Annotated in this window: 14 protein-coding genes; 11 read left to right on the top strand and 3 right to left on the bottom strand. The window is 58.8% G+C overall.

Annotated features, from left to right (window positions below; all coding sequences use genetic code 11):
* Positions 1–23: 23 nt before the first annotated feature.
* Positions 24–374, top strand: coding sequence for an Hpt domain-containing protein (locus K8I84_RS06175; protein ID WP_223793868.1), 351 nt, complete (start codon positions 24–26; stop codon positions 372–374).
* A gap of 13 nt (positions 375–387) precedes the next feature.
* On the opposite strand, the gene K8I84_RS06170 is transcribed toward K8I84_RS06175, so the two are convergent.
* From K8I84_RS06170 to upp, 3 genes are read right to left on the bottom strand one after another with little or no spacing between them, the layout of a single operon-like run.
* Positions 388–1239 carry a class I SAM-dependent methyltransferase gene (locus K8I84_RS06170; RefSeq protein WP_223793867.1) on the bottom strand — a complete coding sequence of 284 codons (852 nt, stop codon included), beginning with the start codon at positions 1237–1239 and terminating at the stop codon, positions 388–390.
* A complete protein-coding gene (locus K8I84_RS06165) occupies positions 1220–2476 on the bottom strand; it encodes a uracil-xanthine permease family protein (protein ID WP_223793866.1) in 1257 nt (418 codons plus the stop codon). Before K8I84_RS06165 ends, K8I84_RS06170 begins: the two co-directional genes overlap by 20 nt.
* Positions 2477–2479: 3 nt before the next feature.
* Positions 2480–3118 carry a uracil phosphoribosyltransferase gene (gene upp, locus K8I84_RS06160; protein WP_223793865.1) on the bottom strand — a complete coding sequence of 213 codons (639 nt, stop codon included), beginning with the start codon at positions 3116–3118 and terminating at the stop codon, positions 2480–2482.
* A 494-nt stretch (positions 3119–3612) separates the two neighbouring features.
* Here upp and K8I84_RS06155 point away from each other — a divergent pair, with 494 nt between their 5' ends.
* The 10 genes from K8I84_RS06155 (at position 3613) to ccmI (ending at position 11972) form a co-directional block, all read left to right on the top strand.
* Entirely contained in the window at positions 3613–4425 is an 813-nt protein-coding gene (locus K8I84_RS06155) for a MinD/ParA family protein (RefSeq protein ID WP_223793864.1), read from the top strand.
* Between the two features lie 337 nt (positions 4426–4762).
* Positions 4763–5389: a cytochrome c biogenesis heme-transporting ATPase CcmA gene (gene ccmA, locus K8I84_RS06150; RefSeq protein WP_223793863.1), complete on the top strand. Its 627-nt coding sequence runs from the start codon at positions 4763–4765 to the stop codon at positions 5387–5389.
* Positions 5389–6114 (top strand): heme exporter protein CcmB, encoded by a 726-nt coding sequence (gene ccmB / locus K8I84_RS06145; protein ID WP_223793862.1) that lies wholly within the window; start codon positions 5389–5391, stop codon positions 6112–6114. The genes ccmA and ccmB overlap by 1 nt, the downstream gene beginning before the upstream one ends.
* A 34-nt stretch (positions 6115–6148) precedes the next feature.
* A complete protein-coding gene (gene ccmC / locus K8I84_RS06140) occupies positions 6149–6892 on the top strand; it encodes a heme ABC transporter permease CcmC (protein WP_223793861.1) in 744 nt (247 codons plus the stop codon).
* 1 nt (position 6893) lies between these two features.
* Positions 6894–7130 (top strand): heme exporter protein CcmD, encoded by a 237-nt coding sequence (gene ccmD / locus K8I84_RS06135; RefSeq protein ID WP_223793860.1) that lies wholly within the window; start codon positions 6894–6896, stop codon positions 7128–7130.
* A gap of 11 nt (positions 7131–7141) precedes the next feature.
* On the top strand, positions 7142–7612 hold the full coding sequence (gene ccmE / locus K8I84_RS06130; RefSeq protein WP_223793859.1) for a cytochrome c maturation protein CcmE: 471 nt from the start codon (positions 7142–7144) through the stop codon (positions 7610–7612).
* Between the two features lie 32 nt (positions 7613–7644).
* Positions 7645–9645 (top strand): heme lyase CcmF/NrfE family subunit, encoded by a 2001-nt coding sequence (locus K8I84_RS06125; RefSeq protein ID WP_223793858.1) that lies wholly within the window; start codon positions 7645–7647, stop codon positions 9643–9645.
* A complete protein-coding gene (locus K8I84_RS06120; RefSeq protein WP_223793857.1) occupies positions 9642–10178 on the top strand; it encodes a DsbE family thiol:disulfide interchange protein in 537 nt (178 codons plus the stop codon). The genes K8I84_RS06125 and K8I84_RS06120 overlap by 4 nt, the downstream gene beginning before the upstream one ends.
* Positions 10178–10654 (top strand): cytochrome c-type biogenesis protein, encoded by a 477-nt coding sequence (locus K8I84_RS06115; protein WP_223793856.1) that lies wholly within the window; start codon positions 10178–10180, stop codon positions 10652–10654. The genes K8I84_RS06120 and K8I84_RS06115 overlap by 1 nt, the downstream gene beginning before the upstream one ends.
* A 49-nt stretch (positions 10655–10703) precedes the next feature.
* On the top strand, positions 10704–11972 hold the full coding sequence (ccmI, locus tag K8I84_RS06110; protein WP_223793855.1) for a c-type cytochrome biogenesis protein CcmI: 1269 nt from the start codon (positions 10704–10706) through the stop codon (positions 11970–11972).
* The last annotated feature ends 14 nt before the right edge of the window (positions 11973–11986 follow it).

Raw genomic sequence — 11986 nt, 5'->3', positions numbered from 1 at the left:
CGGTTTCCCGGCAGAGGTTGGCTATGAACGAAACACCGCACCTTGATCAGGAAGCCTTGGCTGAGCTCCAGGACGTTATGGATGATGAGTTTGGCGTGCTGATCGAAACTTTCCTGAACGACTCCCGCGAACGGATTGAAGGCCTTCGGCAGGCGCTGGAAGGTCAGGACCCGGAAGCGCTGGCGCAGATGGCTCATAGCTTCAAGGGCAGTTGCATCAATATGGGGGCTCCGCGGCTTGGCGCGCTGTGCCAGATTGTCGAAAAGGCCGGCAAGGAGCGGCGGCTTGATGATGTGCCTGCCACAGTGGACGCCATCGGAGCCGAGTTTCGAGAAGTGTCGGGTATGCTCGAAATTTTTGTCGCTAACAACTGAGCGCCAGCGTTTGTTATCGGGCCTCAATCAATCTGATCAGAGGTTCGCCACGGCTTTGGGGAATCTGGAGCCTGGCGTACCAGTCGCGGGGATCGTGAATGGTGGCCGCGCCGAAGCCGCAAGACAGAAAGTGACCCCGGGCTTGCTCATCGGAATCAAAGTGGAAAGACACCTGGCTTCGGGTGATGCCGCCCAATGCCCGGCCTAATGTATTGAGGGTGCCGCGCAGAGCGGCGTGCTTGGGCTGGTAATAACTCTCAGACAGATAGATCGAGCCTGGCCGCCGGGCCAGGGCGTCGGAGAGGCGCTGCCAGAAGCCACTGATCACCTCGAGCGAAAAGTAGCTGGTCAGCCCTTCGGTAACGACGATGACCGGATCGCGATTGTCAAAGACCCGTTGTAGAACCGCTTCCAGGGTGTATTCACCGTGCTCGGCCAGAATGTCGATGGGCGTTACTTGATGATGCTCGCCAAGGCGACCGGCGGCCATCAGGCGCAGCGCCTTTTTTGCGGCCATGTCGGGCAGATCGGCTTCCACCATGTGCAGGTGAGGGTGGCGCTGGCGGAGCCGGATACCGCGGGGGGACATCCCGCAGGCGATTTCCAGCACCTGACCCACGCCGTTATTTTCAACAGCCTGGTCAATAAGGTGATCGATGATCAGGTGGCGCTGGAGCAGGAAGGTTTGCAGGTTGCCCCCGATTGCAGCCTTGCTGGCTGCCTCGAAGGGCGACAGGAGATGGTATAGCCACTGGCCCTGGCGGGTTGCCAGGGCGTCGTCGGACAGGCCATACCGGTGCCAGACGGCACCGGTATACAAGGCCGTAAAGCTGATGCCGGAGCTGTCAGCTGGCGTTTTGCTCATAGATGGCTTTACCCCACGCGTCACTGCGACCCGGCAGAACCAGGTTGAGGATAATTGCTGCGACAGCGCAGAGGGCAATACCTTCCAGATGGCCCAGAACCATGCCGCCAATACCGAACACCAGTGTAACACCGACAATCACCAGGTTGCGAGGCTGTGACAGGTCTACCTGATGGCGGATCAGGGTGTTCAGGCCAACCACTGCGATGGAGCCGAACAGCAGGCACAGGATGCCTCCCATAACCGGAGCAGGAATGGTCTGCAAGGCCGCGCCGAACTTGCCCACGAATGCCAGGATGATGGCCGTCAGGGCCGCCCACCACATGACCTTCGGGTTGAAGTTCTTGGTCAGCATGACCGCACCAGTCACCTCGGAGTAGGTGGTGTTGGGTGGCCCGCCGAGCATGGAGGCGGCGCTGGTGGCCAGTCCGTCACCCAGCAGGGTGCGATGGAGGCCCGGCTTTTCCAGGTAGTTTTTGCGAGTCACATTGCCAATGGCCAGCACGTCGCCGATGTGCTCGATGGCCGGTGCAATGGCGACCGGGATCATGAACAGAATCGCGCCCCAGCTGAATGCGGGGCTGACAAAGTTTGGTACTGCCAGCCAGGCGGCTTCCTGCACTGGAGTGGTGTCCACGATACCGGCGAAGGCGGAAAGGATGTAACCGACAACCACACCGAACATGATCGGGATCAGGCGGAAAATGCCCTTGGCCCAGATGGACATAATGATGGTGACGGCCAGGGAAGTCATGGCAATCCAGATGGCGGTGTCGTAGGGCACCAGCTCGGCCGACCCGTCACCGGTACGGCCCGAGGCCATGTGCACGGCAACCGGTGCCAAGCCCAGGCCGATGGTCATGATGACGGGGCCGATGACCACCGGTGGCAGAAGTGAACGCACAAACCCCGTGCCGCGCATGCGTACCAGGGCGCTGAGCGCGATGTACAGGATGCCCGCGGCCATCAGGCCACCGAGGGTTTCTTCCATGCCGAACTTGCCCTTTGAGGCAATGATCGGGGCGATGAAGGCAAAGGAAGAGGCCAGGAAAATCGGGATCTGGCCACCGGTGACAATATGGAAAATGATGGTGCCGAGGCCGGCGGTAAACAGGGCAACGCTCGGGTCCATGCCAGTGATCAGAGGCATCAGCACCAGTGCGCCGAAGGCCACCAGAAGCATCTGGGAGCCGGCGAGGGCCTGTTTCCAAGTCGGGTCGTGACTGTGGTCTTGCATTCGTTATACGTCCTTTTGCTTGGTTCCGAAGATTTTGTCGCCGGCGTCACCGAGGCCGGGCAGGATATAGCCTTTTTCATTCAGGCGTTCATCCACCGAGGCGGTGTAAATGGACACGTCCGGATGAGCTTCCAGCACTTTCTCGACACCTTCCGGTGCAGCCACCAGTACCAGCGCCCGGATTTCGGTGCTGCCGGCTTTCTTGAGCAGGTCGATGGTGGAAATCAGGGAGCCACCGGTAGCCAGCATCGGATCAACGATCAGGGCCATACGCTGGTCAAGTTCGCCCACCAGCTTTTCCAGGTAGGTGCTGGCTTCCAGGGTTTCCTCGTCGCGGATCTGGCCGACCACGCTCACGCGGGCAACCGGGATCAGGCTCAGAACGCCGTCCAGCATGCCAAGGCCTGCACGAAGGATCGGTACGATGGTGATCTTCTTGCCCTGAATCTGTTCTACCTGAACCGGTCCGGCCCAGCCGTCAATGGTGTATTCCTGCAGGCTGAAGTCCTTGGTGGCTTCGTAGGTGAGCAGGGCACCGACTTCCTGTGCCAGTTCACGAAAATTCTTGGTGCTGATGTCAGCCCGGCGCATCAGGCCCAGCTTGTGTTGGATCAGGGGGTGTTTAACCTCGTGGATTGGCATGGGATCACCTATCTGTGGGTTTTTCTGTGATGATTTAGCAGCGCTATGGAACCGCGCAAGGATACCGTATCTGGCCTGTTGAGTCAGGCGGCATCCCGGTGCAAGTGATCTATTTAGCGTAAGGACTGGTACGGATCTTGCCCTCCGCCAGTCTGGCGTGAGCCATGGGCTTGAAGTATGGTTGAGGAATTCACGCGAGGCTGCTGATGACGTGAAGTCCTGGTCTGCACTGGCTAAGACTTTCAAGGGGGGGAGTGGTCGGCTGGCGGCTGTTGGCTTGCCCCTGGTGGGGCAATCTGCGTCCCCTATGAGCGCTCCTTCTAACGCGGCTGATAAAGTGACGAAACCAGCAGGGTGTGGGCGAAGCGTTTTTCTCAGAAATCCGGTGTTTTGTGCCTTTACGTTAAAAAAACGCTGATTTGAGCGATGCGGTCAGGTTAGTGGTCGTCTATTAAAAACGGTCTTGTATTAACTGGCGAGAGACAATGGCGAACATGAATAAAGCTAAACCGGTTCAGGTAATTGCGGTGTCTGGCGGAAAAGGCGGGGTGGGAAAAAGCAACATTTCCGTCAATCTGGGTATTGCGCTTTCACAGAAAGGGCGTCGGGTAGCGATTCTGGATGCCGACCTGGGGTTGGCTAACGTCGATGTTTTGCTGGGAATTACCGCGAACCGAAACCTGGCTGATGTGCTTTCCGGCGAGTGTGAGCTGAAAGAGATTCTGGTCGAGGGCCCCTGGGGCGTGCGGGTTGTTCCCGCCGCCTCCGGTAATCAACGAATGGCTCAGCTTCCAGCGATGGAGCATGTAGGCCTGATCAAGGCGTTTAGTGAGCTGGCCGACGACCTTGATGTACTTATTGTTGATGTCGCCGCCGGCATATCTGATTTAGTCGTCAGCTTCATGCGGGCCTCCCAGGAACTCCTCTTTGTGGTTTGTGACGAGCCAGCCTCAATCACCGATGCCTATGCGCTGATCAAGCTGATGAATCGCGAATGCGGAACCAACCGTTTCCGTATTCTCGCCAATCAGGTTCGTAGCGAAGAGGAAGGTCGTCACTTATACGAGAAACTCAGCCGTGTAACTGAGCGTTTTCTGGATGTGGCTCTGGAATATGTCGGCATGGTGCCTTTCGATGAGGCTGTCAGAAAGGCTGTTCAGCGTCAGCGTGCGGTTCTGGATGCTTACCCAAGATCGAAAGCCGCCATTGCGATCAAGGCCCTCGCCGACAAAGTCGACAAATGGCCACTTCCCTCCGAGCCACGTGGGCACTGTGAGTTTTTCGTTGAACGGTTAATAGAAGCCTGATTTGATTCAGGCAACCGGAGGACGGGTAAGTCGATAAAGACCCTTCGAGTTACTGCCGTTACCTGCACCGCATCGGCAGTGTCTCATTTTTCTCGGTCGTCACTGGTGAACCCTGGTCGGCCGCATGAAGGGATTTTGCCCCAACGACATGAAAGCGCGCTGGGCAGGGGGGGCATTGTTGTCGATTTGTAGTGAGCATGGGTAATACGCATGCGGTTTCGTTATAATACGCCGCGCCGGCAAATAATGCTGTGAATAAGGGCTGCACCCATGGTGTGTCAGCCTTGAATGAATCCGATGCCACCTGTCCGCGCATCGTTTTGTCTACGGGGCCCTGATGTCTGAGCCGTTACTACAGGCTGTCAATCTGCAGTGTGAAAGAGATGAGCGGACGCTGTTCCGTGACTTGTCCTTTTCCATACTGCCCGGGACCGTAACCCGTGTCGAGGGTGACAACGGCTCGGGAAAAACCACCTTGCTGAGAATTCTGGCCGGCCTGAATGATGCGTGGTCCGGTGACCTGCTTTGGCGCGGGCAATCACGCAACCACTGCCGGGAAGACTACCACCGGAACATGCTGTATCTGGGTCACCGGCCCGGCATCAAAGGGTTACTGTCGCCACTGGAAAACCTGCGTGCCCTGACCGCCGGGCGCCGCCCGCTGCCGGACGATGTCTTGCGTCAGGCCCTGGCTGGCACCGGTCTGCATGGCTACGAAGATGTCCCTTGCCGCAAGCTCTCGGCCGGGCAGCAGCGCCGCGTTGCTCTGGCCAGGCTGCTCATCGCAGACGAACCGCTCTGGCTGCTGGATGAAGTGTTTACCGCCATTGACGCCGATGGCGTGAACGCCATCGAGTCGCTGCTGGCACAGCGGGCGAAGGAAGGCGGAGCCGTGGTGGTGACCACGCACCATCACCTTGAACTTCCGGGTCTGCAGAGCATCCGTTTGGGAGGGGCAGCCTGATGAATGCAGAGGTTCGTCCGGTCATCCGGCCACAGAGCGAACTGGTCAGCGGTGCTTCGGCCATGAAAGCGGTGTTTGCCCGTGATTTGCGTGTGGCTTTCCGGCAGCGTCAGGATCTTCTGAATCCGTTGCTGTTCTTCGTTATGGTGGTCACCCTGTTTCCACTGGGCGTAAGCCCGGAGGTTGCCTTCCTCAGGGAAGCTGGTGCAGGTATTCTCTGGGTGGCGGCTCTGTTGTCGGTACTGTTGTCTCTTGATCATTTATTCCGGCACGATTTTGACGATGGCACCCTGGAGCAACTCGTGCTGCAACCACAGCCTCTGTTTTTGCTGGTACTGGCGAAAACCCTGGCGCATTGGGTGCTCACCGGGCTGCCGCTGGTGCTGCTGGCACCGGTTCTGGGCGTGATGGTGCACCTGGAGGGGAGCACCATCTGGGTGTTGTGTCTGACGCTGCTGGTGGGAACCCCGGTACTTAGTCTGATCGGGTCTATCGGTGCGGCGTTGACGCTTGGTTTGCGTTCGGCGGGGGTGCTCTTGTCCCTGCTGATTATTCCGCTGTACATTCCAGTGCTTATATTCGGTACCGGCACAGTTGCGGCTGCCGCGGACGGGGCTGCCGTGGGCGGATATCTGGCGCTGCTGGGGGCTTTCCTGGTGTTGGCACTGACATTGGCGCCGTTCGCTGCGTCGGCGGCTCTTAGAATCAGCTTGTCGAACGCATAGGTAAAACGTTTATGAGTAACAGGGTATCCATCTGATGTGGCAGTTTTTCCATAAGCTGGGCTCGCCCAAATGGTTTTTCGGTATCGCCAACCGTCTGATGCCGTGGTTGCTGGCTGCAGCGTTGCTGTTGTTAGCTGCGGGACTGGTCTGGGGCTTGTTCTTTGCGCCCAAGGATTACCTGCAGGGCAACAGTTACCGGATCATTTTTATCCACGTGCCGTCGGCATTCCTCGCCCAGTCCGTCTACATCATGATGGCGGTGGCGGCGGTGGTCACACTGGTGTGGCGTATGAAACTGGCGGATGTCTTTGTCAAGGCAGTGGCGCCGGTGGGCCTGCTGCTGACCTTCCTTGCCCTGTTTACCGGGGCGGTCTGGGGCAAGCCGACCTGGGGTACCTGGTGGATCTGGGACGCCAGACTGACCTCCATGCTGATCCTGCTGTTCCTGTATGGCGGAGTCATCGCTCTGGACCGGTCGATCAGCGACGAAAAATCGGCAGCCCGTGCGGTCGCGGTGCTGGTTCTGGTCGGGGTGGTGAATATCCCTATCATCAAATACTCCGTGGAGTGGTGGAATACCCTGCATCAGCCGGCCACCTTCAAATTGACGGAAAAGCCGTCCATGCCGGCGGAAATGTGGGTGCCCCTGTTGCTGTCCGTCCTGGGGCTGTACCTGTTGTTTGGCTGGCTGGCCTGTTTACGTATGAAAACTGAGATTCTGGTGCGGGAACAGCGTACCCGCTGGGTTCGCGAATACATCAGCGCGGGGAGGGCATGACATGGCGTTTGATTCGCTGACAGCCCTGATTCACATGGAGGGGCACGGGCCCTATGTCTGGACCTGCTATGGTGTGTTTCTTCTGGTGATGGTGTCCCTGGTGGTGTTGTCTGTCCGTAAGCACAATACGGTGATCCAATCCTGTCGTCGGTCCTATGAATCAGAGGGCGGCAAGCAAACCCGGGATCATAAGCCCGCCGCGACGTTTTCGCGCGTCAATATTTCCCAAGAGCAATGAGCAGGTAGTTAATGCATCCGATTCGTAAAAAAAGGCTGACCATCGTTCTGTTCCTGTTGGCAGGACTGTCCATTGCGGTGGGGCTGATCACCTACGCCCTGCGCCAGAACATCAACCTGTTCTACGATCCGTCCCAGATTGCGGCGGGTGAAGCACCGGTGGACGTTCGTATACGTGCCGGTGGTATGGTCGAGGAGGGTTCTGTCGAGCGTGATACCGAAACCCTCAAAGTGATGTTTCGGGTAACCGACTTCAACGCTTCCGTGCCAGTTGAGTACGAAGGCATTTTGCCGGATCTGTTCGCCGAGGGGCAGGGCGTGGTTGCCATGGGCCGGCTGGACGGAAACGGTCGTTTCGTGGCGGACCAGGTGCTCGCCAAGCACGATGAGAACTACATGCCGCCGGAAGTGGCTGAGGCTTTAAAAAAGGCCGGCAAATCCGCCACCAATACCGGACCGGAAGGCTCGGCCACAACTTACTGATTTAATGTATTTACCCTGACTGGAGGGCACTGATGTACCCGGAACTCGGACAGCTCGCACTGATTCTGTCACTGTTGCTGGCAGGGCTTCTGTCAGTCGTGCCTCTGGTAGGTGCCGTCACCGGACGGGATACCCTTCAGGCGTTCGCCCGGCCGCTGGCGTCCGGTGTGTTTGTGTTTGTCGGCCTGGCCTTCGCGGTGCTCACCTACGCCTTCCTGACGGATGACTTCTCGGTCGCCTACGTGGCCAATAACAGCAACAGCCTGCTGCCCTGGTACTTCAAGTTCAGTGCGGTCTGGGGTGGTCACGAAGGGTCGTTGCTGCTGTGGATACTGATGCTGGCGGGCTGGACCCTGGCGGTCGCTATCTTCAGCCGCCGCTTGCCGCCGGTGATGATCTCCCAGGTGCTGTCGGTTCTGGGGATGATCACCGTTGGTTTTCTGCTGTTCATCATCATCACGTCCAATCCATTTGACCGTATCCTGCCGAATGTGCCTGCCGATGGCGCCGACCTGAACCCATTGCTGCAGGACGTTGGCCTGATTATTCACCCGCCCATGCTCTACATGGGGTATGTGGGCTTTTCCGTCGCCTTTGCCTTTGCCATCGCCGCTTTGATCAACGGTCGGCTGGATGCTGCCTGGGCGCGCTGGTCCCGACCCTGGACGACCGTCGCCTGGGCCTTCCTGTCGATCGGGATCGCGCTTGGAAGCTGGTGGGCATACTACGAGCTTGGCTGGGGTGGCTGGTGGTTCTGGGATCCGGTGGAGAATGCCTCGCTTTTGCCCTGGCTGTCAGGCACAGCACTGATGCACTCCCTGGCGGTGACCGAGAAGCGGGGTGTGTTCAAGAGCTGGACGGTTCTGCTGGCCATCGTCACCTTCTCCCTGAGCCTGCTGGGCACCTTCCTGGTCCGCTCCGGTGTTCTGACATCCGTTCATGCCTTTGCGTCGGACCCGGAGCGGGGCGTTTTCCTGCTCGGTTTGCTGGCCATTACCGTCATTGCCAGTCTGACGCTCTATGCCTTCCGGGCCCCGGTAGTTCACGTGCGTGCCCGATACGGCGGCTTGTCCCGGGAGGTCTTCCTGCTACTCAACAACGTGTTGCTGGTTTCCGCCACCCTGCTGGTGGCGATCGGAACCCTGTATCCGCTGGTGCTCGATTACCTGGAACTGGGCAAGCTGTCCATCGGCGAACCGTTCTTCAATCTCACCTTCAGCCCGCTGGCGGTGGCTGCAGGCTTGCTTCTGGGTGCCGGAGTATTTTCTCGGTGGAAAAGAACGGATGGCGGTTGGCTGGGGCGCAAGCTGCTCTGGCCACTGAGCGTGAGCGTGCTGGTGACGGCAGCAACGCTGATGGCCTATGGCGGTTTCAAGCCCTGGGCCTTCGTGGGCGTGTTTACCTCCACCTGGGTGGCCCTGGCGACGTTCTGGGATCTGTGGGATAAATCCTCGTCCCGCAAAGGCCGGCTTCATGGTCTGAAGCGTCAGTCCCGCAGCTATTACGGCATGATTCTCGGCCACCTTGGTCTGGCCATCACCATGGCCGGTGCAACCATTGTGTCCAACTACGGCATCGCCCGGGATGTACGGATGGTGCCCGGGGATGTGGCATCCGTCGGGGATTATCAGTTTGTGTTCCGGGATGTGGGAGAACGGCAGGGACCGAACTTCACTGCCCAGTACGCCGGGTTTGATGTGATACTGGACGGTGAACGGGTAGCCACTCTGTATCCGGAAAAGCGCCAATATTCGGTTGGAATGAGTGTGATGACTGAGGCCGATATCGACGCGGGTCTGTTCCGGGATATATTCGTGGCCATTGGCGAGCGCATCTCCGATCAGGCCTGGGCCATCCGTCTCCAGTACAAGCCGCTGGTCCGCTGGTTGTGGCTTGGCTCTATTTTTATGGCGGCTGGCGGCTTCCTGGCCATTTCTGATCGCCGGTACCGACTGCGCCACAAGGCGGCCGCAACCAAGGAGTCTGGCAAGCCAGCACCCGATTCTGACAAGCCCGCAGGAGTCTATTCATGAGGCGGTTTTTGCTGTTTCTGCCTTTGCTGATCGCGCTGGTGCTTGGTGTGGTTCTTTTTGCCGGCATTGGCAAGGATCCCACCAAGCTTGAATCTGCCCTGGTTGGAAAACCGGTACCGACCTTTGCCCTGCAGGATCTGCACGATTCGCAGCAGCAGCTCGACGAGTCGCTTTTCAAAGGCAAGGTTCAGCTGTTGAATGTGTGGGGCACCTGGTGCCCGGCCTGTCGCGATGAACATGACGACCTGATCTGGCTGGCCCGGGAAAAAGGTGTCTCCATCATTGGCCTTAACTACAAGGACACCCGCACCGAGGCGCTGGCCTGGCTGGAGCGGTTGGGCGACCCCTACAGCGCCAGCATCTATGACCCCAAGGGCACCCTGGGTTTTGACCTCGGCGTTTACGGTGCACCGGAAACCTTCGTTATCGATGCAGCCGGGGTTGTTCGCTACCGTCATGTGGGCGTTGTTGACCAGAACGTCTGGAAAGACGTACTGCTGCCGGTGATCAACGAAGCCAGGGGGAACGGGTAATGCGCCATGTTTTCCTCTCGTTTTTGCTGATGGTGCTGGCCGGTCCTGCGGCCGCGAATGCGGACGTCTACCAGTTTGAATCCCAGCAGGAGGAGCAGCGGTTCCAGGATCTGACCTCGGAACTCCGTTGCCCCAAGTGCCAGAACCAGAATATTGCGGATTCCAACGCACCCATTTCCAAAGACATGCGGGCCGAGGTTTACCGGATGATGAGCGACGGTGCTTCCGATCAGGAAATCGTCGATGCGCTGGTGGCCCGATTTGGCGAGTTTGTTCGCTACAAGCCTGAAGTTGATCAGCGCACCATCCTGCTCTGGGCCACCCCGGCCGTGGCCGTTCTGGGCGGCCTGCTGGTGGTTGCCGGTGTGGTGATCCGCTCCCGCAGGAATGCGGGCAAGGAGGAACCCATGTCGGCCGAAGAAAAAGCCAGGGCTGAAAAAATTCTGGCAGAGCTGGAACAGAATCGGAACGCCTGATTCCAGCCCTGTTCGTTGTACCCAATACTGAATCTGTGATGAAAACTCCATGACTCAAACCTTCTGGATTGCCGCCTCCATCCTCATCATCCTGGCGCTGGCCTTTGTCCTGTATCCGGTGTTGTTCCATCGCCCGAAGGGCAAGGACAGCGGGGATATCAAGCAGCAAAACCTGATGGCCTATCAGGGACGTCTGCAGGAGCTGGACGTGGAATACGAGGCCGGAAACCTGGACGACGAAGGCTACCGTCAGCTTCGGGAAGAACTCGCCGGCACCATGCTGGAGGACATTCCGGAAGACGCCACGACTCGCCCGGTGGTCAGTGGCCGAAAGAGTGCCATTGCGGTCGCGCTGGTGGCCGTTGCGCTGGTGCCGGCAGCATCCTATCTGCTCTACCAGGAGTGGGGGGCGATGGACGAGGTGGAACAGTTCATTGCCATGCAGGAACTCGGGGCCGATGACAGTGCCCGCCATGAACAGATGGCCGGGCTGATTGAACAGCTCCGGGCCAAACTGGAAGCCAGTCCGGACAATCCGGATGGGTGGGCGATGCTGGGACAGAGTTACATGCGCCTGGAACGATACGAGGATGCCGCCTGGGCGTTTCGCAACCTGGCCGATAACGTGGCTGAAGACGATAATTCTCGTTCAGTTGCCTTGGGGCTGGCGGCACAAGCGTTGTTCTTTGATAGCCAGGGAGCCATGACCGAGCAGGTCACCGGCACCATCGAAGCCGCCCGGGCCCTGAATCCGGATGAAGTGAACTCCCTTGGCTTGCTGGGTATTCACGCGTTCAGCCAGCAGAAATACCGCGAGGCTATCGACTACTGGCAGCGCATCGTGACGGTTGCGCCGAATCATCCCCAGCTTGAGTCCATTCAGGGCGGTATTCGCGAGGCCTATAATCGTCTTGGTGAAGAGCCGCCGGCGCCGCAGGTGGCGGACTCGGCAGCAGGACCGTCAGTGACGGTTCGGGTATCGCTGGCGGATACGTTTGCGCAACAAGTGCCGGACGACACCACATTGTTTGTGTTTGCCCGGCGTGTTGACGGTGCCGGTGGTCCGCCACTGGCGATCAAGCGGTTAACCGCTGGCGCATTGCCGGCCGAGATCCGTCTGGATGACAGCAGCGCCATGTCACCGGATGCGACCATCTCCAGTGCTGAGCAGGTTATGGTGGTTGCCCGTCTGAGCCGCTCCGGCAGTGCCATGCCACAACCCGGTGACTGGCAAGGTCGTCTGGATGCTCCGGTTGACGTGCTGGATGGCGAGAGCCAGCCGGTTGAACTGGTGATCAACCAGCAGCTGACGAACTGATCTCAATAGGGTGG

The sequence above is a fragment of the Marinobacter sp. F4216 genome, from assembly GCF_019931195.1.
Classification (GTDB): domain Bacteria; phylum Pseudomonadota; class Gammaproteobacteria; order Pseudomonadales; family Oleiphilaceae; genus Marinobacter; species Marinobacter suaedae.
Note: the sequence above shows the minus strand (reverse complement) of the source record. Positions and strands in the feature narration are given on the sequence as shown.